Origin of the sequence: Pseudomonas cavernae (assembly GCF_003595175.1) — a bacterium.
GTDB lineage: Bacteria > Pseudomonadota > Gammaproteobacteria > Pseudomonadales > Pseudomonadaceae > Aquipseudomonas > Aquipseudomonas cavernae.
Map to the genome: position 1 here is coordinate 3,565,676 of NZ_CP032419.1, position 22,141 is coordinate 3,587,816.

Below are 22,141 nucleotides of genomic sequence, written 5' to 3' on the forward strand. Positions count from 1 at the left end.
ACCATGCACAAACCGCTCAAGACCGCGTTTTTCAGCGCCCTGCTGGTACTCGCGGTAGCCTACCCGGTACTCGGCCTGAAACTGACCACGGTCGGCATCCGCCTGCAAGTCCATGGCGCCAGCGCCGCCACCCTGTGGACCATCGCCGCCTGCGCGGTGGCGATGTTCATCTGGCAGCTGCTGCGCGAGCGCCTGGCGGCCAGTTGGAAGGCCGCACCCAACCTGCCAGGCATCCCGGCCGGGGTCAGCCACAAGCTGACGCTGCCGTCGACCCAGCGCTGGATCATCTTCGGTTTGATCGTCGTCGCCCTGGCCTGGCCGTTCTTCGGCTCGCGCGGCGCGGTGGACATCGCCACCCTGGTGCTGATCTACGTGCTGCTCGGCATCGGCCTGAATATCGTGGTCGGCCTCGCCGGTCTGCTCGACCTCGGCTATGTCGGCTTCTACGCCGTCGGCGCCTATACCTATGGCCTGCTCTCGCACTACTACGGCCTGGGCTTCTGGATCTGCCTGCCGATCGCCGGGCTGATGGCCGCGTTCTTCGGCTTCATCCTCGGCTTCCCGGTGCTGCGCCTGCGTGGCGACTACCTGGCCATCGTCACCCTCGGCTTCGGCGAGATCATCCGCATCCTGCTGCGCAACATGACCGAGCTGACCGGCGGCCCCAACGGCATCAGCAACATCGACAAGCCGTCGCTGTTCGGCCTCAGCTTCGAGCGCGTCGCCACCGACGGCATGCAGACCTTCCACGAGTTCTTCGGCCTGCCATACAACTCGATCAACAAGGTGATCTACCTCTACCTGATCGCCCTGCTGCTGTCGCTGCTGGCGCTGTTCGTGATCAACCGCCTGATGCGCATGCCGATCGGCCGCGCCTGGGAAGCGCTGCGCGAAGATGAAATCGCCTGCCGCGCCCTCGGCCTCAACCCCACCGTGATCAAGCTCACCGCCTTCACCCTGGGTGCCAGCTTCGCCGGTTTCGCCGGCAGCTTCTTCGCCGCGCGCCAGGGCCTGATCACCCCGGAGTCGTTCACCTTTATCGAGTCGGCGATCATCCTCGCCATCGTCGTCGCCGGGGGCATGGGCTCGCAGTTGGGGGTGATCCTCGCCGCCATTGTGCTGACCCTGCTGCCGGAGCTGACCCGCGAGTTCAGCGAGTACCGCATGCTGATCTTCGGCGCCCTGATGGTGCTGATGATGATCTGGCGTCCGCAGGGCCTGCTGCCCATGCAACGCCCGCACCTGGAGTTGAAACCATGAGCCGCCCGATTCTTGAGGTGAGCGGCCTGACCATGCGCTTCGGCGGCCTGCTGGCCGTCAATGGCGTGAGTCTGTCCGTGCAGGAAAAACAAGTGGTGTCGATGATCGGCCCGAACGGCGCCGGCAAGACCACCGTATTCAACTGCCTGACCGGCTTCTACCAGCCGACCGCGGGCAACATCCTGCTCGATGGCGAGGCGATCCAGGGCCTGCCCGGCCACAAGATCGCCCACAAGGGCGTGGTACGGACCTTCCAGAACGTGCGCCTGTTCAAGGACATGACCGCGGTGGAAAACCTGCTGGTGGCTCAGCATCGCCACCTGAACACCAACTTCCTCGCCGGCCTGTTCAAGACCCCGGGCTTTCGCAAGAGCGAGCGCGCGGCCATGGAGTACGCCGCGCACTGGCTGGAACAGGTCAACCTCACCGAGGTCGCCAACCGCCCCGCCGGCACCCTCGCCTACGGCCAGCAACGCCGTCTGGAAATCGCCCGCTGCATGATGACCCGGCCGCGCCTGCTGATGCTCGACGAGCCGGCCGCCGGCCTCAACCCGCGCGAGACCGAGAACCTCAAGCAGCTGATCGCCCTGCTGCGCGACCAGTACAACGTCACCGTGCTGCTGATCGAGCACGACATGAAGCTGGTGATGAGCATTTCCGACCACATCGTGGTGATCAACCAGGGCGCGCCCCTGGCCGCCGGCACCCCGGAGCAGATCCGCGGCAACCCGGACGTGATCAAAGCCTACCTGGGAGAAGCCTGATGCTGACGTTCGACAAGGTTTCCACCTTCTACGGCAAGATCCAGGCGCTGCATGACGTCAGCCTGGAAGTCCGCCAGGGCGAGATCGTCACCCTGATCGGTGCCAACGGTGCCGGCAAGTCGACCCTGCTGATGACCCTGTGCGGTTCGCCGCGCGCGGCCAGCGGCAGCATCCGCTATGAAGGTGATGAATTGGTCGGTCTGGACACCTGCGACATCATGCGCAAGAGCATCGCGGTGGTGCCGGAAGGCCGCCGCGTGTTCGCCCGCCTGACCGTCGAGGAAAACCTGGCCATGGGCGGCTTCTTCACCGACAAGACCGGCTACCAGGAGCAGCTGGACAAGGTGCTGCAGCTGTTCCCGCGCCTCAAGGAACGTTTCGAGCAGCGCGCCGGCACCATGTCCGGTGGCGAACAGCAGATGCTCGCCATCGGCCGCGCGCTGATGAGCAAGCCGAAGATGTTGCTGCTCGACGAGCCGTCGCTGGGCCTGGCGCCGATCATCATCCAGCAGATCTTCGACATCATCGAACAGCTGCGCCGCGACGGGGTGACGGTGTTCCTGGTCGAACAGAACGCCAACCAGGCACTCAAGCTGGCCGACCGTGCCTACGTGCTGGAAAACGGCCGGGTGGTCATGCAGGGCAGTGGCGAAGCCTTACTCAGCGATCCCAAGGTGCGCGACGCCTACCTCGGCGGCTAAGTCGCCAACCTCGGCCAACAAAAAGCCCCACTCGGTTCGCCAAGCGGGGCTTTTTGTTGGGTGCCTGGCCATATCGCACCGCGGGCGGCCCAGGGCTGTCTCAGCAAACCTGCACGGCATGGGGCGGCAAGCGATTCGAGCATGCTCCATAATCTTCACGCGCCCGTGTAACAAAGCTGACCGGGCCCTCTCCAATCGATAGGTGCGTTACATGACGTCGGCTCCGGTCGGCGCAGCAGTGCATCCACCCGGGTCCAGGTTGTGGCGAAGTAGCCACCCCGTGCGCCATCAGCCTGCCCCCTCCCTCTTCGCAAGCAGGAGAACACCAGATGAACACCACCACCGCGCTCCACGCCGCAGCCCTGGCCCTGGCCCTCGGCAGCGCCCTGAGCATCGCCGCTGCCCCACTCACCGCCCAGGCGGCCGCCGATGACGAGAAGTGTTTCGGCGTGGCGCTCAAGGGCAAAAACGACTGCGCCGCCGGCGCCGGCACTACCTGCGCCGGCACCGCGAAAAAGGACTATCAGGGTAACTCCTGGAAGCTGGTGCCCAAGGGCACTTGCGAAAAGACCGCCTCGCCGACGTCGCCGACCGGTTACGGCCAGCTCCAGGCCTACAAGGAAAAGGCCTGACCAGCCCGCGCCCAGGTGCTGACGATGAAGCTGGATCGGCCGTCCTCCCCCCTGCATCGCGGCGCCCCCGCGTGCGCGGCACAACTGCCCGCACGCGCCGGGCTGGGGCTCAAGTCCCAGCATTTCAGCGACATCCTCGCAACCGCGGCCGACATCGGCTTCTTTGAAATCCATGCGGAGAACTACATGGTGGAAGGCGGCCCCTTCCACCACTTCCTCGGCCTGATCCGCGAGCGCTATCCGCTGTCCGTGCACGGTGTCGGCCTGTCCATTGGTGCCGAAGGTCCGCTGGATGAAGGCCATCTGGAGCGTCTCGCCCAGCTGCTCGAGCGCTATGAACCGCAGACGTTTTCCGAGCATCTGGCCTGGTCCAGCCATGGCGATCTGTTTCTCAATGACCTGCTGCCCGTCGCTTACGATGAGGCCACGCTGACCCGCGTCTGCGAGCATATCGACCAGATCCAGACCCGCCTGCAACGCCCCATGCTGCTGGAGAACCCCGCCACCTATGTCGAGTTCGCCGGCTCGAGCATGGATGAGGCGAGCTTTATCAGCGAGACCGTCCGGCGCACCGGCTGCGGCCTGCTGCTCGACGTCAGTAACGCCTATGTGTCCAGCATCAACCACCACCGCGATGCTTACGCCTACATCCGCGCCCTGCCCCTGAGCGCCGTGGGTGAGATACATTTGGCCGGCTTCGCCGAAGATGTCGACGGCGCCGGCGACCGTCTGCTGATCGACAGCCATGGCGCCGCGGTCGATGACGCGGTGTGGACACTCTACGCCCAGGTATTGCAACTGCTCGGGCCGACTCCCACGCTGCTCGAACGCGACAACCAGGTGCCCGCCTTGGCTGTTCTGCTCGCCGAGGCGCGCCAAGCCGAGCGTCTGCTGCACGCATCAAAGGTGCCGCTATGAACAGCCAGTCCGCCTTCGCCGCCGCGCTGCTCGACCCCGCGCGCCCTTGCCCGAGTGACCTGAAGACCTGGAACGGCTCGGACCCGGCCAGCCGCTTCGCGGTGTATCGCAACAACGTCTTCAACTCGCTGATCGACGCCCTGGCGGACAGCTATCCGGTGGTCCACGAACTGGTCGGCGAGGCGTTCTTTCGCGCCATGGCCCATGCCTATGTGCACAGCCATCCGCCGCGCTCGCGCCTGCTGGTCGGCTATGGCGAACACTTTGCGCCCTTCATCGAAGGCTTCGCGCCCGCCTGCAGCCTGCCCTATCTCGCCGACGTGGCGCGCCTCGAAGCGCTGCGGGTGCAGGCCTACCATGCCGCCGACCAGATGCCGTTGGCGACCCAGGCGATTGCCGCCGCGTTGACCAGGCCGGAAGGCCTGGGTGAGCTGGTGCTGCGCTTGCACCCCTCGCTTGGCCTGCTCGATTCGCCCTTTGCGGTGGTCTCACTCTGGGCCGCCCATCAGGGCGAGTTGGCGCTCGAGACAGTCGATCCCCTGCAGGCGGAAAACGCCCTGGTGCTGCGCCATGATCTGCAGGTCGAGGTCAGCCGCGTATCGAATGGCAGCGCGCAATTCATCCGCGGCCTGCAACAGGGCCTGCCGCTTGGGCTCGCCGCCGGCCAGGGACAAAGCGCCGAGACTAGCTTCGACCTGAGCGCCTGCCTGGCCCTGCTGATCCGCGCGGGTGCCATCACCGGGTTGCACCCATCACCCCCAAGCACCCCAAAGGCACCGCTATGAACGCTCCTGCACGGCTAGCACATGCTGGCTTTCCCGTCCGCCTGATCGGCGCCTGCATCGACCTGTGCCAGCGTATCCCGCACAGCCTTATCGCGGTCCTTGGGCGCTTCGCCATTGCCGCGGTGTTCTGGAAGTCCGGGCAAACCAAGATCGAAGGCCTGGCCATCGACCTGGTGTCCGGAACCTTCGAGCTGGGGGTACCGCGGCTGGCCGATTCCACCATTCCCTTGTTTGCCAGCGAGTACCAGGTCCCCCTGCTGTCGCCCGAGCTGGCGGCGCATCTCGCGGCGTTCAGCGAGCACTTCTTTCCCGTGCTGATCCTGTTCGGCTTGGCCACGCGCTTCTCGGCGCTGGCCCTGCTCGGTATGACGCTGACGATCCAGCTCTTCGTCTATCCGGACGCCTACCCGACCCATGGCACCTGGGCTGCCGTGCTGCTCTATCTGGTCGCCCGCGGGCCGGGAGTCATGTCTATCGATCAGCTGATCGCCAGGCACTACCGCTGACGCGCTGTCCATGTTGGAGCAAGCGCTGCTCGCGATGCTCCTCTGCCTGCCGCTCGCGCCTACAAGCCATCCAGCGCCCGTTGGCCCTGTTCGAACCAGACCAGCAGGTAATCCGCCAACACCTGCGTGCGCCTGGGCAGCCCACCCTGATAAGGATGCACCAGAAACATCGGGGTGCTGCGCGCCTGATATCCGCGTAGCAACCAGACCAGACTGCCGTCGGCCAGTTCGCGGTGCAGCATGTAAGACGGCAGCCGGGCGATCCCAGCGCCAGCCAGCGCCGCCTTCTTCAGCAGGCTGTAGTGATTGCTCGCCAGGGACCCCGTCACCCGCACCCGAAACAGTTCGTGCTGGCGGTGGTACAGCCACTCCTCAGGGCCGCTGTAGTGGCTGTTCAACAAACAGACGTGCGTGCTCAGCTCCTCTGGCTGCAGCGGCTCACCGTGTTGCTGCAAATAGCCGGGGCTAGCGCAGGTCAGCTCCTGCATGGAGAACAACGGCCGCGCCACCAACCGATCATCCGTCTGCATACCAGTGCGAATCGCCAGATCGAAGCCATCGGCCAGCAGATCGCGATAACCATTGTTCAGCTCCAGCTCGATCCGCACCTGGGGATAACGCTGGGAAAAATCCCGCTGCAACGCATCGAAGAAGGTCTCGCCTAGGGATACCGGCACCGTGATCCGCACCGTACCAGCCGCCTCATCCTTGAGCCGCGCCAGGGTCTGCCGTGCGCGCGTGGCTTGGGCGGCCAGCGCCTGGGCCTCCGGCAGCAGCGCGGCGCCGGCGGCGGTCAAGGAAAGCCGGCGCGTGGTGCGGTGCAGCAGGGTCATGCCCAGCCCTTGCTCCAACAGGCGGATACGCTTGGACAACTGCCCCTTGCTGCAACCCAGACGCTCGGCGGCACGAGTAAAGCTGCCGGCCTCGAGCAGCGTGGCAAAGGCCGCCAGATCATCCATCTCGCTCAAGACTGTTTCCTATTGAGAACCAAAGGTTTCCGATTAGCCTAATTATCGGCCACAGATCGCACTCTACACTGAACCCGTCGTAATCACTTTTTTCAGGAGCATTTCCATGAAAGTCCTTTTGATCGGCGCCAGTGGCACCATCGGCAGAGCTATCGACTACGAGCTGAAAGACCGCCACGAAATCATTCGGGTCGGCCACTCCAGCGGCGACTACCAGGTGAATATCACCGACAGCCAGTCCATCCGCGCCCTCTTCGAGAAAGTCGGAAGCTTCGATGCACTGGTCAGCGCCGTCGGCAAGCTGCACTTCGGCGCACTGGCAGAAATGACCGAAAAAGAATATGCCCTCGGCCTCAAAGACAAACTGATGGGCCAGGTCAACCTGCTGCTGATCGGCCGCGAGTTCATCAGTGATGGCGGCTCCTTCACCCTGACCTCCGGCATCCTCAGCGACGACCCGATCCGCGCCGGCAGTTCGGCGAGCATGGTCAACGCCGCCGTCAACGGCTTCGTCCGTGGCGCCGCGATCGAGCTGCCACGGGGTCTGCGGGTCAACGCGGTGAGCCCGACTGTACTGGTCGAATCGATGGGCAGCTATGCGCCATTCTTCCGCGGCTTCAAACCGGTGCCTGCAGCGGAGGTGGCGCTGGCTTACGCGAAAAGCGTGGAAGGCGCCCAGACCGGACAGGTCTACCGCGTCGGCTGATCAGCTCTTGCGCTCGCCGGCATAACAGACCGGCGAGCTCGCAGGCTGCTGACGATCCAGCTCCTCCTCGAGAAACTCCTCCAGTACCCGGGCATTGTTGAGCTGCTCCTCGCGGGCGGCGAACAGCAGGGTCAGGGTGCCGCTGCGCGCCTTGTCCAGCAGCGCCCACCAGTGCTCGGGATGCGCCGCCAGCTCGCCGCGGTAGAGCAGGCGGAATTCCTCGAAACGCTCGGCCGCGTGGTGGAAGGCCTTGCGCAGCTCGGCCGAAGGCGCCAACTCGCGCAGCCAGGCATCCAGCCGCAGGCTTTCCTTCTTGCAGCCGCGTGGCCACAGGCGATCGACCAGCACGCGATAGCCGTCGTCGCCTGCCACCGCTGCATAGACACGCTTGCACCGAATCATCCGCACCTCCGCCCTTGAGATCGACCCACGCCGTGGGTAACGTGGCCGCACTTGTCAGGAGACTCTCCATGCGTGCCGCCCGTCCTTTAGTGTTTGCCCTGTTGCCGCTTCTCGCCAGCTGCCAGGTGTTCCACCAACAATCCGACTCGGCGACCAGCATTCCCATCCGCCTGCAGGGCGAGCTGAGCGTCAAGGCCGGTCAGTTGCTGTTCAGCCCGTGCCAGGAACAGCGCCAGCTGAGCATCAGCAACGACGGCAGCACCAGCCTCGCCCGTGACGCCGCCGAACTGCTGAAAGATGGCCCTGACCCATTGTTCGCCGACCTGCAGGGCCGACCAGCCGCCAGCCCGACGGCCGGCAGCGACGGCCAGTTGAGCCTGACCCAGGTCTACCGGGTACAACGCGAGGGGCACGACTGCGACGATCCCAATTTCAAGCGCCTGACCCTGCGCGCCGGCGGCCATGAGCCGGACTGGAGCGTCAGCGTCAGCGCCAAGGGTCTGCTGCTCGAACGTTCGGGCCAGGAGTCCCTGGCGCTACCCTATGTCGAGGAGCAATTGCCGGAAGGCCGCTTCAACCTCACCAGCGAAGCCAACGGCGAGCGTTTGGAGCTCTGGGTGGCACCGCAGCGCTGCGTGGACGGAATGAGCGGCGCGGTGCAGCACCTGGCCGCCGAGTTGCGCCTGAACGGCAAGGTGCAACGCGGCTGCGCCTATTTCGGTGGCCTGCGCAGCAACTGATCCAGGTTCGCCTCCCCCTGCGACAGATTCGTAGATACCGTATTGTCACTCAGTGGGCAAGGGCCAGGCGAGCATCAAAGGGTTGGCCCGACTTGAGTACGCCATAGGCGATGTGCAGCAGTTTGCGCATCGCCGCACAGACGATCTGCTTGCCAGCTTTGCCGCGGGCTCGCAGGCGCTGTGCCAAGGCTTTGATCGCCGGCTTGTGGCTCAGCGAGACGACCGCCGGCATGTACAGGCCGGTGCGCAGACGAGCCGAGCCCACGCGGGAGATGCGCACGTGGCCCTTGTGCTGGCCCGACTCCTGCAGCTTCGGGTTCAACCCGGCGAACGTGGTGATCGCCCGGGCATTCTTGAACTGTAGCGGATCGCCCAGCTCCGCCAGGAGCAAGGCGGCCGTCTGCTCGCCGATGCCATCGATGCTGACCAGCAGATCGCGCTTACCGCGCAGGTCCGGATCGTCATCGATGTGTGCCCGGATGGCCTGCAGGGTCTCGGCAATCTGCTGCTCGACATGCTCCAGCACCGAACGGATCGAATCCTGCACGCTGGCATCGGCGACATCCAGGCGATTGCGCTCCATCTGCTCGATCTCCTTGAGGTCCTGCAGACGCCGCACCAACGCGCGCAGGCGGCGTATCGCCGGTGGCTCGGGCTGCCAGGCGCGTAGCTCATCCACGTGCCGCTGGCCGTAGCTGGCCATCAGCTTGGCGTCGACCTGGTCCGTCTTGACCCGCTGCAGCTGGCTCCGGGCGTAGCTGGCAAGCTGCGCGGGATTCATCACACAGACCCGGTAGCTCAGGCCGTGCAGGTGCTCGGCCAGCGCTTCGTGATAGGTGCCGGTGGCCTCCATCACGATCCAGGCCCCGGGCTCGGCGTACTGCTGCAGCCACTCCTGTAGTACCTGGAAACCCGCGGCGCTGTTGGCCAGCTTGGCCTTGGTGCGGTACTTGCCATTCGCCTGCAGGGTGGCAATGTCGAAACTGTGCTTGGCGATGTCGATGCCGACGATGCTGGACATGAAGACTCCTCAGCTAATCCATTCAGGATGATCATCACTGCACCCGGCCCTACCTTGTGAATGCGAGCTCTCACCTGTCGTGGGCCCTAGATACCGTTCGGACTGTTCGAGTGAGCGTGGAGGGCTGGAGCACTATCTACAAAGCTGGCTCGAGGCCTTAGGGTGGGTACGACTTCCAGGCCCTCCCCCGATGATCAGTCGGGGACTACCCCCCTCACGGGACGATAGTCGAGATACAAGGGTGGGTTAGCCGTAGGCGTAACCCACCAGCCCAGGCTGCCCCTGGTGTCCAGGGCGGCGCCGCTGGTGGGTTACGCCGCTACGCGGCTAACCCACCCTTGTATCTACAAAAGCGGTGCGCAACTAGGACGCCCCTCCCCGCGGAGAATCCTCCGCCCCTGCGGCAGCCCGGCCTAAGCTGAGGGTATGACTACCGCAGGAGGCTCCTCATGTTACGTGTTGCCCTGAACGGCTATGGAAGGATCGGTCGGACCTTGGTTCGCGCCCTGTTCGAGCGCGGTCTGGAACATAAAATTCGCCTGGAAGCCATCAACGATCTCGGCGAGCCGCAGACCCTCGCCCATCTCACCCGTTTCGACTCGACCTTCGGCCGCTTCGCCGGCCAGGTCGAACTGCACGACGACCGGCTGCTGATCAACGGCCACTCGATTCAGCTGCTCCGCGAGCACGACCCAATCAATCTGCCCTGGCAGCATCTCGGCGTCGATCTGGTGCTGGAATGCACCGGCAAACTGAAGAAGCGCGCGCAAATCGAGCACCACCTCACCGCCGGCGCCAGCCGCGTGCTGCTTTCCCATCCGCTGGACAGTGCCGATCTCACCGTGGTCTACGGCGTCAACCATGAGCTTCTGGGCAGCCAGCAGATCGTCTCCAACGCCTCCTGCACCACCAACTGCCTGGCGCCGCTGGCCATGCTGCTGCACCAGGCCGTCGGCATCCGCCAGGGCCTGGTCAACACCGTGCACGCCTACACCAACGATCAGAGTCTGCTCGACAAGCCCCATCACGATCTCTACCGCTCGCGCGCCGCGGCGCTGTCGATGATCCCCACCAGCACCGGCGCGGCCAAGGCCATCGGCCTGGTCCTGCCGGAGCTGGCTGGCCGCCTCGACGGCCTGTCGATACGGGTGCCGACGCCGACCGTGTCGCTGCTCGACCTGACCTTCAGCGCCGAACGCCCGGCCAGCCGCGAGGCGATCAACGAGGTGCTGCGCCAGGGTGCGACACGCCTGCCGGCGGGGGTGATGGAATGCAACGAGCTGCCACTGGTGTCCAGCGACTTCAAGGGCCTGCCGGTGTCCTGCGTGGTCGACCTCAACCACACGCGGGTGCAGGGCGAGTTGGTCAAGGTGCTGGCCTGGTACGACAACGAATGGGCCTTCGCCCATCGCATGCTGGATGTGCTGCTGGCCTGGCTTAAGCCTCAGTGAACCGCAGGGCTTAGCCCAAGCCCGCCTGCGCCAGGGTTCCCGGCAGCGGTGCACCATGCTCGGCACAGGCTTCCACCGCGGCGATCAACGGCTCCAGGTCGAAGCCCTGGGCACGCAACCAAGCGGCGTCGTAGTAGCTGGTCGCATAGCGCTCGCCGCTGTCACAGAGGAGCGCCACCATCGACCCGCGCTCGCCGCATTTGAGCATGTAGCGCCCGGCCATGATCGCGCCAATCAGGTTGGTGCCACTGGAGGCGCCGACCCGGCGGCCGAGGCGGCGCGCCAGGTAATGCATGGCCGCCAGCGACAGGGCGTCGGGCACCTTGACCATGGCGTCGATCACCTCCGGCAGGAAGGACGCCTCCACCCGCGGCCGACCGATGCCCTCGATGCCCGAGCCGCAATCCAGGGTCAGGCTGCGGTCGCCACTGACATAGCTGTCGAAGAACACCGAACGCTCGGCGTCGGCGCACAGCACCCGCGTCTCGTGCTGGCGGTAGCGCACATAGCGGCCGAGGGTCGCCAGGGTGCCGCCGGTGCCAGGGCTGGACACCAGCCAGCTCGGCACCGGATAACGCTCGAAACGCAGCTGCTGGAAGATCGACTCGGCGATGTTGTTGTTCGCCCGCCAGTCGGTGGCGCGCTCGGCGTAGGTGAACTGGTCGAGGTAGTGGCCGCCGCTCTCGCGCGCCAGGCGCTCGGATTCGGCATAGATCTGCGTCGGGTCGTCGACCAGATGGCTCTGGCCACCGTAGAAGGCGATCTGCGCGAGCTTCTCCTTGGCGGTGCTGGCCGGCACCACGGCGATGAAGGGCAAGCCGAGCAGGCGGGCGAAATAGGCCTCGGAGATCGCCGTCGAGCCGCTGGACGCCTCGATCACCGGCGCCCCCGGCTTGAGCCAGCCGTTGCACAGGGCATAGAGAAACAGCGAACGCGCCAGGCGGTGCTTGAGGCTGCCGGTGGGGTGGCTGGACTCGTCCTTGAAGTACAGCTCGACACCCGGCAAGCCGGGTAGTTCGAGGGGAATCAGATGGGTATCGGCACTGCGCTGGAAATCCGCCTCGATGATGCGGATCGACTCGCGCACCCATTGGCGCAAGCTATTCATCACTGTCACTCCTTAATCGAGAATGCCGGCAGGCGGCGCCGGCCGGCTGCGCCACTGGCTGAGCCCGACACCGACGAACACCAGGCCGGCCGCCAGCATCTGCACGCCATTCAGGCTCTCGCCAAGAAACAGCGCGGCGAGCACCAGGGTGAATACGGGAATCAGGTTGATGAAGCCGGAGGCCTGACTCGCCGGCAGGCGGCTGACCCCGAAGTTGTACAGGCCATAGGCGCCGACCGTCACCACGACGCCCAGGTAAATCACCGACGCCCCGCCCAGCAGGCTCAGCTCGCTCGGCAGCGGCGCGCTCAGGGCCGCCACCGGCAGGAAGAACAGACTGCCGATAAAAGCCTGCATGGCGGTGAGAAAAAACGCCGAGTAGCGTGCCGACAGGTGCTTGAGCAGCAGGGTATAGCCGGTGGCGCAGAGCATGGCGAGAAATTCGTAGAAATTGCCCAGCAGCGGCGCCGCGGCATGCTCGTCTGGCGCGCCGGCGAGACTCAGCCAGACCGCCCCGAGCACCGCCAGGAGGAAACCGGCCAGGGTGGTGCGGGTGATCCGCTCATGCAAGAACATAAAGGCGCCGACCGCCACCAGCAGCGGCAGCAAGGCGGTGATCATCCCAGCCTGCGAGGCGCTGGTGTGCTGCAGGGCCATGGCCTCGAAGATGAAATACAGACAGGGCTCGCACACCGTCAGGCCGAGCAGGTATTTCCAGTCGCCGGCGCGGTAGGCGAGCGGCCCGCGCCAGCGCCAGGCGAGCAGGAACACCAGGCTGCCGAGAGCCATCCGGCCGAATATCACCCACAGCGGCGGCAGCTCCTGGAAGGCCAGCTTCAAGGCAATGAACGAGCTGCCCCACAAGGCCATGGCCAACACCAGACACCCCAAGGCCAACGCTCGCCCTTGCTGCTGCACGATCCACCTCCCGACACAAACAGCCAGTATAGAGAGGCGGCCCCAAGCCCACACAGAGACAGTGGCGCAGCGATCGGCGCGGCAACTGTAATGCTGCAAAGCCCCTGTGAGCCGCAGCCGAATCGCGAGCAGAAAAAAGCCGGCGCTACGGCCGGCTATTGGGCTGACATGAAAACTCAGTGGGCGACGCGGCTGGTGCCGTTCACGCTCATGATGCGTACGCGGTCGCCAACGCGGAAGATTTCATTTTCCTGCACTTCCTGTACATAGGCGCGCATCGAACCGTCGTCTTCACGCACGGTGATTTCCACACCCTGAGTACGGGTGAAACCTTCTTCGGTCGCCGCGCCCAGCAGGCCGCCGGCCACCGCGCCGATCACCGCCGCCACCGCGCTGCCTCTGCCATGGCCGACGGTGCTGCCGCCGATCCCGCCGACCACGGCGCCGGCGCCGGCGCCGATGGGGGTCTTCGTGCCTTCGATCTTCACCGGGCGCAGGGACTGGATGGTGCCCATGCGCACGGTCTGCACCTGCCGGGCCTCGTCACGCGAATAGGTGTCACCGGTCAGGCTGGACTGACAACCGCCCAGGGCCAATGCCAAGGCAGCGAACGAGGCGGTCAGCAGAATGGACTTGCGCATAGCATTTCTCCCGATAGGACAGATATTCATTAGACTCCCTGCCGCCTGCCACTGTCACCTCGGTTAACACCGGGTACTTGGCCTACCGATAAGCTTAGGCAACGGCTCGGAGCAACGCTACATGCGCTTGGAGCGGGCCGCGGGATCGGCTAGGGTGTGCGCCCGCAACGGGGAGTGTCATGGACTACTTCATCATCGTCATCACCAGCGCCGCCGGGCTGTATTTCCACTGGTGGCTGTACGTACGCATCAAGCGCTGGATGGATCGCGATCTGGCGCTGTCGCTGGCCGGCGCCGATGCAGACAAGCGCGCGCTCATGCTGCAGCGCCTCGGCGAAGCGCAGGCCAGCGGCATCAAGCGGGGCGACCTGCCCGCCTGGCTGGCGCGTGCCGCCGGTGAGTACGCTCCACCCCGCGATTGACGCCGCAGAGCCTGTTTGCGATCTCGCGAGCTAAGGCCAGACAAGGCGCGATTGGGCGAAGACGCACAGTTTACGAGTTGTAAATGAGCAGTCTGAGCCCGATTTCAACGCCGTATGGCCGACGCGCAGCAGATCGTAAACAGGCTCTCAGGGCGCTAGACGCTCACGCTGCCACAGGCCATCCGCCTGCAGACGATAGTTCAAGCGGTCATGCAGACGACTCGCCCGCCCTTGCCAGAACTCGATGCGCTCTGGCAGCAAGCGATAGCCACCCCAGTGCGGCGGGCAATGCGGGGCCTGATCGAGGAAGCGTTGCTCGGTCTCGGTCAGTAGTGCCTCCAGCTCAGTGCGGTCACGGATCACCCGGCTTTGCGGCGAAGCCCAGGCGCCCAGGCGACTCCCTAGCGGGCGCACCTGGAAATAGGCATCCGACTCATCCGCCGTCACCCGCTCCACACGGCCTTCGATGCGCACCTGACGCTCCAGGGCCGGCCAGAAGAAGGTCATGGCCGCGTAGGGTCGCGCCACCAGCTGCTCGCCCTTGGCACTGTCGTAGTTGCTGAAGAAGGTGAAACCGAGCTGGTCCAAGCCCTTGAGCAGCAGCACTCGGCAATGCGGCCGGCCTTCGGCGTCGACCGTCGCCAGGGTCATGGCATTCGGCTCTACCGGCAGCTGTTCGGTGTGCAAGGCATCGTCGAACCATTGGCGAAACAGGGTAAAAGGCTCGGTCGGCGCCTGCGCTTCGCTGAGGCCGTCGCGGGTATAGTCGCGGCGCATATCGGCCAGGGACTGGGTCATGGCAGTAATCCTGTCAAACACGGTCCCTTTAGCTTACCCAAGCACAGCTCACTTGGTTTGACTTACGGCAAGTGCGGCTTGAGCCTTGGGCGGATTGTTGTATTGCGCCAACAGCGCCATCAGGGTTGCCTGCGGGGTCAGGACGACTTCCACGCGGCGGTTCAAGGCCCGGCCTTCCTTGCTGTCGTTGGCCGCGCGCGGCATGTCCGAGCCCATGCCCTTGAGCAACAGGCGATCACGCTGCAGGCCGCTCAGACGGAAGATCGCCGACACGGCCTGAGCCCGCTCCTGGCTGAGCTTGCGATTGAGCGAGTCCTGGCCGGAGCTGTCGGCATGCCCAAGCACCAATACGCCAGTCTTGGCATCGCCCTCCACCAGCTTGGCCACTCGACTGAACGGCCCCAGGGTCACCGGCAGCAGCATGCTCGGCCGATCCGGATTGAACGAGGCATCCACCGGCGCGATGACGATCAGCACATTGTCACGCCGTTCCAGCTGGAACTTGCTGCCTTTCAGCGCCTCGCGCAGCCGCGGCTCGTAGCTGTCGAGCCAGGCGCTGGTGGCTTTATGGTCGATCTTCGTGGCGACTGGCTTGGCCGGCTTGTCTTGGATGAGGCTGCAACCGCTAGCGGTCAGGCAGAGGATCACGGCGGCGGTCTTGAGCAGCTTCATGGGCAGGGCTCCGTCGGCAGATAAATATGACTTGAGTGGCCAGAAGATAGTGGCGCAATAATTTCACTCAGCGCGTTAAATTCTGGACGCAAGTGACTCATCCGCAAAGACTTAACCGAGTCGGCTGACGAATGGCTCAGCCCAGGCAGGCCTTCACCGTCGCCGCCAGTTGCTGGGCCCGCGGGTCCATCAGCACATAGGGGCCGAGGGTGTTGGTGACGAAGCCGAAGGCCAGCTCGCGCTCCGGATCGGCAAAGCCGATCGAGCCACCGGCGCCCGGATGGCCGAAGGCCTTGGGCCCGACCGCATAGGTGGCATTCGCCAGTTCGGGCTGGTCGAGCATGCAGCCGAGGCCGAAGCGGGTGCGGGTCAGCAGGGTCTTGTCCTCACCGACGCTGTGCTCGCGGGTCAGCTCATTGAGCAGCTCGGCCTCGAGCAGCCGGCCATCGAGCAGGGCGGCGTAGAAGCCGGCCAGGGCGCGGGCATTGCCGTGGCCATTCGCCGCCGGCTGCTGCATGCGCCGCCACTCCGGCTTGTTGGTGCTGGTCATGATCGACGGCGGATTGGCGAAGGCGCGCGTGGTCATCGCCGTCGGCTCGCTCATCATCACCTTGAGCAGGCGCTGCGCCGCCGCATCGCCGAGATTGCCCTTGCCGCGGCTGACATGGGCGACCCGTGGAAACTCGCTATCGGCGAGGCCGACATGCAGGTCCAGGCCCAGCGGTTGGGCGATCCGCGCGGCGATCGATTCCCCCGGACCACGACCATCGGCGCGGCGCAGCACCTCGCCGATCAGCCAGCCATAGGTCATAGGCGCGTAACCGTGGCCCTCACCGGGCGTCCACCAGGGCTGTTCGGCGGCCAGCGCCCGGGTCATGGCCTGCCAGTCGTACAGTGCTTCGGCCGGCAGCAGTTCGCGCAGGGCCGGCAGGCCGGCACGATGACTGAGCAGTTGGCGCAGAGTGATGCGTTCCTTGCCGGCCGCGGCGAACTCCGGCCACAGCAGGGCGACCGGGGCATCCAGGTCCAGCTTGCCCTCGCCCACCAGTTGCAGGGCAGCCACCGCGGCGAAGGTCTTGGTGCAGGAGAACAGGTTGACCAGGGTGTCGCTCTGCCAGGCCTCGGCGCCATCCTTATCGGCACTGCCGGCCCAGAGGTCGACCAGGGTTTCGCCGCCGACCTGTACACACAGGGCCGCGCCGCGCTCCTGGGAGTTGTCGAACAGACTGGCGAAGACCTCCTTCACCGCTTCGAATCGGAGGTCGAAATAACCCTGGATCTGCACAAATAACTCCTTGGGCGAGGCACGTCGCTCGCAGTTGGCTAGCACTAGCGAGGGATTGTTCCAGCCGGCGGCGCCCTTGTGAACCTAGCCGAGGTCGGGAACGGCGACGTTGCGCCGCTTATGGCTTGCTGGGTTCGTCAGCCTGGGCAGGCGGCGCCTGCCCTTCACTTGGGGAAGCAGGCGCGGGCGACGGTGCCACGGGCTTGGCCGGTTCGGCAGGCTCCGGCGCCCTGCCCGGCTCGACCGCTTTGGCGGGCGCCGGCGGTTGCTGGGCAGCCGGCTTGGCTGCTTCGGCGGGCTTGCTGGACTCAGCGGCCGGCGCCTTGGCGGCCGTCAGCAGGGTTTTGCCGACGCCGAGGTTGGCCTTGCGTGCCGCCTCGACGAAGCCCTGGAACGGCCGGTCGGTGATGCCGACCAGGCCGAAGTGGCCGTTCTCGCCATCCAGCAAGCGACCGGTCACCGGCTGGTCGAGGTATTGGAACCAGTGCACGCCGACGATGCTCGGCTCGCTCAGCGCCTGCTTGAGGAAATGCGCATAGGCGGGACCACGCTCCTCCTCCTTGTATACCTCCTGCACACCGCCCCAGAACGGCCCGCGATCGCGCGAGCCGAAGTGGAATTCGCCGACCAGCACCGGCTTGTCCAACTCGCGCAGGGCGGCGAAGTCGTAGCCCTGCTGCGGCTCGCGGGTGTAGAAGTTGAAGCTCAGCACATCGCAATACTGGGCGCAGGAAGCCACCGCCTCCGGCGTCGAACTGGCGAAACGGCCGCCGAGCAGCAGGTGATTGGGGGCGTTCCACTGCAGCGAGTCGGCGATGGTCTTGAAGTAGGTATCGGCGAACAGGCGCTGGAAGCGCTGCAGGTCTTTTTCGATGGCCGGATGCTCGGGATTCGGCAGCGGCGCCTGGAAGCCCGGGTCCTCCATCAGCTCCCAAGCCTTCAGCTCGATGCCCCAGGCCTTCGATAGGCCCTCCTCGTTGCGGTACTTGTCGCGCAACTGCTTGAGGAAGGCACGCTTGGCCGGCACATCGGTGGTCAGTCGCAGGGTGCCGTAGGCCAGCGCATAGCGCGCCTGCGGACCTTCGCCGGGGCCGGCCCAGGCCAGCTCATTATCGGCGAAGTAGCCGAGCAGCCAGGGATCGTCGCGATGGTCGCGGGTGGCGATGGCGATATTACGTTCGGCGGCCATGGCGAAGCGCGGATCGAACGGATCGGGCATGCCGCCCCACCAGTCCAGGCCGGTGCTGATGGTCGCGTAGTCGCCGCTGATCGACAGCGGAATGGTGTAAGGCACGCGCTTGGCGGCGCCCAGAGCCGGTTCGCTCCAGTTGCCGATGGTGTTGAAGCCCCAGGCCTGTAGGCGGTCCAGGGCATGGCCGGCCCAGCGCTCGACATCGAAGCCCTTGCAGTCCGGCGCGGCCTTCGGCGCTTGCGCCGCGCTCGGCGCCGCAGTCGCGGTGGCAGCCGATGTAGCCGTCGGCGCTGGGATGGCCGGCTTGGCCGGGGCATTGCAGGCCGGATCGGCGTAACCGCGCTGCAGGTTGGCACGGTAGAAGTCGAACCAACGGCCCTGGGCGAAGCCCCGGCCCTTGTTGGCGCCGGTTTCGCGCCGGCTATCGCTAGTGCCGTAATAGGCGGCCAGCGGTTCCTCGGTCTTGGGCAAGGCGCTGAACATGCTTTCGCGACCCTCGATGTAGGTAGCGCTGTGCTCCGTGCTCACCGCATTGACGCCGATGGAATAGAACGGGTGACCCTCGGGTGTGACCAGATACCAGCGACCGTCACGCTTCTCGGTGCGGAAAAAATGTTTAGCCTCGAACTGCGGACCGCTCAGCCAGCCGCCGAATTGGTCTAGCTGCGAACGCTGCTGCAGCCAGCCTTGCAACTGACCCCGCTCCTTGCTCGCGGCGGCACGCAACTGCGCGTCGCTGCTGACCTTCTCCGGCCACTGGCCGCGGCTGAACTGGCCATAGCCATCGACGATGCCGGCATAGACGGACTGCTCGGCGTCGTTGCCCGCGGTGACGCCAAAGCGGCCGACCAGGATGCTCTGGGCCACGTCCGGATGTTCCAGTGCCAAGGTCACCGCCACCACCTTGGCACGATCCAGTTCGCCCGCCACGCTGGTGGCCAGCAGGGTGCGCTTGCCTTGATAGTTCCACGGCATCGGCGGAGCCGCGCGCATGCCGCGGGCCAACGGCGAGGTGGCCTGCAGGGGCACCAGGAGGTTCTGCGCCGGCCCCGCTGGCAGGGCGATGCGACTGGTCAGTTGCTTGCCGTCGGCACTTTCGATGGTGACCAGGAGGGTCAAGGCCCAGTCCATAGCGCTCTGGATGCGCAGATTCATGACCCCGGCCTGCGACCAGTCCCACTGGCCGTTTTGCGGGGTCAGACGCAGGCTTGGATGGTCGCCGGGGTTGAAGGTCACGCGGCGGAGAATCTCGCCTTCCGGGGTGGTTTCCGCGGTCAGCTGCGGCAGGCTGGCATTTTTCGTGTTCACCTGCACCACATCGGTGGGGCTGACGAAGTTGAACAGCGTCTGCTGTTCGGGCGCCGCGGCAAACAGTGGCGTGGCGAAGGCCAGGGCAAAAACCGCAGGCAGTGAACGGCGAATCATCGGACAAGCTCTCCTAAATACCGCCAGAAGCGCCGCATATAGCGCTCCCAGAAAATCTGACCCGCCAGTAGACCACGGGGCGGGGAAATGATGCCAAGCCGATTAGCCGCGGGCTAGGCGATCTCGCGGCGAAATGGCGGCAACGCATTGAGAATCGCCTTGCCATAGCGCTGCGTGACCACCCGCCGATCCAACAAGGTGATGGTGCCGCGATCGGCCTCGGTGCGCAGCAGGCGGCCGCAGGCCTGGACCAGACGCAGCGAGGCATCCGGCACGGCGATCTCCATGAACGGGTTGCCGCCGCGCGCTTCGATCCATTCGGACAACGCGGCTTCCACCGGGTCGTCCGGCACGGCGAAGGGGATCTTGGCGATCACCACATGCTCGCAGTAGGCGCCCGGCAGGTCGACGCCCTCGGCGAAGCTGGCCAGGCCGAACAATACGCTGGCCTCGCCGTCGTCGACCCGCGCCTTGTGCTTGTTCAGCGTCTCCTGCTTGGACAGGTTGCCCTGGATCAGCACACGCTTGCGCCAGTCGCGTTCGAGGCCGTCGAAGACGTCCTGCATCTGCTTGCGCGAGGAAAACAGCACCAGGGTGCCGCGCGAGCCCTCCACCAGCTGCGGCAATTCGCGGACGATGGCCGCCGTGTGAGCGCTGGCGTCGCGCGGGTCGGCCTTGAGGTCGGGCACCCGCAGCACACCGGCATCGGCATGCTGGAACGGGCTGGGCGCCACCACCGCCACCGCCACTTTCGGCAGGCCGGCACGCATGCGGAAGCGGTCGAAGCTGCCGAGCGCGGTGAGGGTCGCCGAGGTCACCACCGCGCCATAGGCGACGTTCCACAGGTTGCGCCGCAGGGTTTCGGCAGCGAGGATCGGGCTGGCATTGACCTCGATATCGAACAGCGCCCCGCTCTCGGCCAGGGTCAGCCAGCGCGCCATCGGCGGGCTGTCCTGCGGATCCTCGACGGTGAACGCGGTCCACAGCTCCCAATTGCCCTGCGCGCGTGACAGCAGGCTGCCGAACAGCGGATACCACTCCTCGGCCTGGTGGCTGGCGACCCCGACGCTGGCGTCGCCGTCCATGGCTTCCTTGAGCAGTTCGGCGAGACGGGTGAAGACATCGGTGAGTTTGGCGAAACCCTTCTTCAGCTCGATGCCGAGTTCGCGCAGATGCTCAGGTACCAGGCCGCCGACGAAGCGATGCCGCGGCCGTTCGCGCCCCTCCATGTCCTCGCCGGCGCGGAAGTCGGCCAACTGCTCGCAGGCGCTGAACATGAACTGCTGCTGGGTGCGCACCTCGCGGGCCAATTCCGGCACATTCTCGATCAGGCGACCGAGGTCGCCCGGCAGCGGATGCTGGGCCAGCAGCTTGGTCAGGTTCTTGGCCACCTGTTCGAGCCAGTCGGCAGTCGAACGCAAACGGGTGAAGTGGGCGAAGTGGCCGATGGCCTTGTCCGGCAGGTGGTGGCCTTCGTCGAACACGTAGAGGGTCTCGCGCGGATCCGGCAGCACCGCGCCGCCGCCGAGGGCCAGGTCGGCGAGGACCATGTCGTGGTTGGTGACTATCACGTCGACCTTGCCCATGCCCTCGCGCGCCTTATAGAAGGCGCACTGCTGGAAGTTCGGGCAATGGCGATTGGTGCATTGGCTGTGGTCGGTGGTCAGGCGCGCCCAGTCGGCGTCCTCCAGGGCTTGCGGCCAGCTGTCGCGGTCGCCGTCCCATTTGTTGCCGGCGAGCTTTTCGATCATCTCGGTGAAGAGTTTCTGGCTGCTCTCATCGACGTCAATGCGAAAGCCCTCGTCGGCGAACAGTTGCGCGGTGGCGCTCTGCGCCTGGCCTTCTTGCAGCAACCCATCGAGCTTGGATAGGCACAGGTAACGGCCACGACCCTTGGCCAGACCGAAGCTGAAATTCAAGCCGCTGTTGCGGATCAGGTCGGGCAGATCCTTGTGCACGATCTGCTCCTGCAACGCCACGGTGGCGGTGGCGATCACCAGGCGCTTGCCCGCCGCCTTCGCGGTGGGAATCATCGCCAGGCTATAGGCCACGGTCTTGCCGGTGCCGGTGCCGGCCTCCACGGCCACCACCGCCGGCTCGCCATCACGCTGACCTTCGTCGTTGGCCTTGATCGCCCCCAGTACCTTGGCGATTTCCGCGATCATCAAGCGTTGGCCATAGCGCGGCTTGAGGCCCTTGGCTTCGAGAAAGCGCGAATAGGCGCCCTGGATCTGCGACTTGAGTTCGGTGCTGAGCATGGGGGTCTGCAGGCGGGAAACTGGATAAATTTTCAGTAGTTTAACTGGGCCGCTATGATAACGCGCCTTTCGATTAGCGCCGACCGGAGATTGCCGATGACACCCTTCGCCTTTGTCTATGCCCTACACCTGTTGGCCGCCCTGGTCTGGGTCGGCGGTATGTTCTTCGCCTGGATGATCCTGCGCCCCGCCGCCGTTGGCGTGCTCGAGGCTCCGCCACGCCTGAAGCTGTGGCTCGAGGTGTTCCGTCGCTTCTTCGTCTGGGTGTGGATCGCGGTGCTGGCACTGCCGATCAGCGGCGTCGGCCTGCTGCACTTGCGCTTCGCCGGCTTCGAAGCGGCGCCGCGCTACGTGCAGATCATGATGGGCCTGTACATCGCCATGCTCGCGCTGTTCCTGCGCGTGCAGGCCCTGCAACTGCCGGAACTGCGCCGTGCCGTGGCGGCCGAGGACTGGCCGGCGGGTGGCGCGGCGCTGGGCAAGATCCGCCGACTGGTGGGTTTCAACCTGCTGCTCGGCTTGACCCTGGTGGCCATTGCCGCGGCGCGCCCATCCTTCTGAGTCGAGC

Annotated in this window: 23 protein-coding genes; 12 read left to right on the plus strand and 11 right to left on the minus strand. The window is 65.6% G+C overall.

Going from position 1 to position 22,141, the window contains the following annotated elements:
• Positions 1-3: 3 nt before the first annotated feature.
• The 7 genes from D3880_RS16245 to D3880_RS16275 all read left to right on the plus strand — a co-directional run bounded on the left by D3880_RS16245 (position 4) and on the right by D3880_RS16275 (position 5,566).
• Positions 4-1,260 carry a high-affinity branched-chain amino acid ABC transporter permease LivM gene (locus D3880_RS16245; RefSeq protein WP_119895762.1) on the plus strand — a complete coding sequence of 419 codons (1,257 nt, stop codon included), beginning with the start codon at positions 4-6 and terminating at the stop codon, positions 1,258-1,260.
• Positions 1,257-2,024: a high-affinity branched-chain amino acid ABC transporter ATP-binding protein LivG gene (gene livG / locus D3880_RS16250; RefSeq protein ID WP_119894467.1), complete on the plus strand. Its 768-nt coding sequence runs from the start codon at positions 1,257-1,259 to the stop codon at positions 2,022-2,024. The genes D3880_RS16245 and livG overlap by 4 nt, the downstream gene beginning before the upstream one ends.
• A complete protein-coding gene (locus D3880_RS16255; protein WP_119894468.1) occupies positions 2,024-2,725 on the plus strand; it encodes an ABC transporter ATP-binding protein in 702 nt (233 codons plus the stop codon). The genes livG and D3880_RS16255 overlap by 1 nt, the downstream gene beginning before the upstream one ends.
• Before the next feature lie 329 nt (positions 2,726-3,054).
• On the plus strand, positions 3,055-3,357 hold the full coding sequence (locus D3880_RS16260; RefSeq protein WP_119894469.1) for a BufA1 family periplasmic bufferin-type metallophore: 303 nt from the start codon (positions 3,055-3,057) through the stop codon (positions 3,355-3,357).
• A 24-nt stretch (positions 3,358-3,381) separates the two neighbouring features.
• Positions 3,382-4,275: an MNIO family bufferin maturase gene (bufB, locus tag D3880_RS16265; RefSeq protein ID WP_119894470.1), complete on the plus strand. Its 894-nt coding sequence runs from the start codon at positions 3,382-3,384 to the stop codon at positions 4,273-4,275.
• On the plus strand, positions 4,272-5,060 hold the full coding sequence (locus tag D3880_RS16270) for an HvfC/BufC N-terminal domain-containing protein (protein WP_119894471.1): 789 nt from the start codon (positions 4,272-4,274) through the stop codon (positions 5,058-5,060). Before bufB ends, D3880_RS16270 begins: the two co-directional genes overlap by 4 nt.
• Positions 5,057-5,566, plus strand: a complete 510-nt coding sequence (locus tag D3880_RS16275; RefSeq protein ID WP_119894472.1) for a DoxX family protein — start codon at positions 5,057-5,059, stop codon at positions 5,564-5,566. Before D3880_RS16270 ends, D3880_RS16275 begins: the two co-directional genes overlap by 4 nt.
• A 59-nt stretch (positions 5,567-5,625) precedes the next feature.
• On the opposite strand, the gene D3880_RS16280 is transcribed toward D3880_RS16275, so the two are convergent.
• On the minus strand, positions 5,626-6,534 hold the full coding sequence (locus tag D3880_RS16280; protein WP_119894473.1) for a LysR family transcriptional regulator: 909 nt from the start codon (positions 6,532-6,534) through the stop codon (positions 5,626-5,628).
• A gap of 106 nt (positions 6,535-6,640) precedes the next feature.
• On the opposite strand from D3880_RS16280, the gene D3880_RS16285 reads away from it, so the two are divergent.
• Complete coding sequence (locus D3880_RS16285) at positions 6,641-7,240, plus strand: short chain dehydrogenase (RefSeq protein ID WP_119894474.1); 600 nt, start codon at positions 6,641-6,643, stop codon at positions 7,238-7,240.
• Here D3880_RS16285 and D3880_RS16290 read toward each other — a convergent pair whose 3' ends face one another.
• On the minus strand, positions 7,241-7,642 hold the full coding sequence (locus D3880_RS16290; protein ID WP_119894475.1) for a DUF488 domain-containing protein: 402 nt from the start codon (positions 7,640-7,642) through the stop codon (positions 7,241-7,243).
• A gap of 68 nt (positions 7,643-7,710) precedes the next feature.
• Here D3880_RS16290 and D3880_RS16295 point away from each other — a divergent pair, with 68 nt between their 5' ends.
• Positions 7,711-8,382: a COG3650 family protein gene (locus D3880_RS16295; protein WP_119894476.1), complete on the plus strand. Its 672-nt coding sequence runs from the start codon at positions 7,711-7,713 to the stop codon at positions 8,380-8,382.
• A gap of 49 nt (positions 8,383-8,431) precedes the next feature.
• Here the strand turns inward: D3880_RS16295 and D3880_RS16300 are convergent, their stop codons facing one another.
• The gene (locus tag D3880_RS16300; protein WP_119894477.1) at positions 8,432-9,403 is read right to left on the minus strand and encodes an IS110 family RNA-guided transposase; all 972 of its coding nucleotides are present in this window, start codon (positions 9,401-9,403) and stop codon (positions 8,432-8,434) included.
• A 449-nt stretch (positions 9,404-9,852) separates the two neighbouring features.
• On the opposite strand from D3880_RS16300, the gene gap reads away from it, so the two are divergent.
• Positions 9,853-10,854 carry a type I glyceraldehyde-3-phosphate dehydrogenase gene (gene gap, locus D3880_RS16305; protein WP_119894478.1) on the plus strand — a complete coding sequence of 334 codons (1,002 nt, stop codon included), beginning with the start codon at positions 9,853-9,855 and terminating at the stop codon, positions 10,852-10,854.
• Positions 10,855-10,864: 10 nt separating this feature from the next.
• Here the strand turns inward: gap and D3880_RS16310 are convergent, their stop codons facing one another.
• The 3 genes from D3880_RS16310 to D3880_RS16320 form a co-directional block, all read right to left on the minus strand.
• The gene (locus D3880_RS16310) at positions 10,865-11,962 is read right to left on the minus strand and encodes a PLP-dependent cysteine synthase family protein (protein ID WP_420800836.1); all 1,098 of its coding nucleotides are present in this window, start codon (positions 11,960-11,962) and stop codon (positions 10,865-10,867) included.
• 12 nt (positions 11,963-11,974) lie between these two features.
• Positions 11,975-12,832: a DMT family transporter gene (locus D3880_RS16315; protein ID WP_119894480.1), complete on the minus strand. Its 858-nt coding sequence runs from the start codon at positions 12,830-12,832 to the stop codon at positions 11,975-11,977.
• 224 nt (positions 12,833-13,056) lie between these two features.
• Positions 13,057-13,521: an outer membrane lipoprotein gene (locus D3880_RS16320; protein WP_119894481.1), complete on the minus strand. Its 465-nt coding sequence runs from the start codon at positions 13,519-13,521 to the stop codon at positions 13,057-13,059.
• Between the two features lie 179 nt (positions 13,522-13,700).
• Here D3880_RS16320 and D3880_RS16325 point away from each other — a divergent pair, with 179 nt between their 5' ends.
• Positions 13,701-13,943: a hypothetical protein gene (locus D3880_RS16325; RefSeq protein ID WP_119894482.1), complete on the plus strand. Its 243-nt coding sequence runs from the start codon at positions 13,701-13,703 to the stop codon at positions 13,941-13,943.
• A 147-nt stretch (positions 13,944-14,090) separates the two neighbouring features.
• On the opposite strand, the gene pdxH is transcribed toward D3880_RS16325, so the two are convergent.
• From pdxH to dinG, 5 genes are all read right to left on the minus strand, one after another.
• Positions 14,091-14,741 carry a pyridoxamine 5'-phosphate oxidase gene (gene pdxH / locus D3880_RS16330; RefSeq protein WP_119894483.1) on the minus strand — a complete coding sequence of 217 codons (651 nt, stop codon included), beginning with the start codon at positions 14,739-14,741 and terminating at the stop codon, positions 14,091-14,093.
• 48 nt (positions 14,742-14,789) lie between these two features.
• Positions 14,790-15,413 carry an OmpA family protein gene (locus D3880_RS16335; RefSeq protein ID WP_119894484.1) on the minus strand — a complete coding sequence of 208 codons (624 nt, stop codon included), beginning with the start codon at positions 15,411-15,413 and terminating at the stop codon, positions 14,790-14,792.
• A 136-nt stretch (positions 15,414-15,549) separates the two neighbouring features.
• Positions 15,550-16,698, minus strand: a complete 1,149-nt coding sequence (locus D3880_RS16340) for a serine hydrolase domain-containing protein (RefSeq protein ID WP_119894485.1) — start codon at positions 16,696-16,698, stop codon at positions 15,550-15,552.
• A gap of 118 nt (positions 16,699-16,816) precedes the next feature.
• Positions 16,817-19,315 (minus strand): alpha-amylase family protein, encoded by a 2,499-nt coding sequence (locus tag D3880_RS16345; RefSeq protein WP_119894486.1) that lies wholly within the window; start codon positions 19,313-19,315, stop codon positions 16,817-16,819.
• Between the two features lie 113 nt (positions 19,316-19,428).
• Positions 19,429-21,573, minus strand: a complete 2,145-nt coding sequence (gene dinG / locus D3880_RS16350) for an ATP-dependent DNA helicase DinG (RefSeq protein ID WP_119894487.1) — start codon at positions 21,571-21,573, stop codon at positions 19,429-19,431.
• 96 nt (positions 21,574-21,669) lie between these two features.
• Between dinG and D3880_RS16355 the strand changes: the two genes are divergently transcribed.
• Positions 21,670-22,134 (plus strand): CopD family protein, encoded by a 465-nt coding sequence (locus D3880_RS16355; RefSeq protein ID WP_119894488.1) that lies wholly within the window; start codon positions 21,670-21,672, stop codon positions 22,132-22,134.
• Positions 22,135-22,141 lie beyond the last annotated feature (7 nt).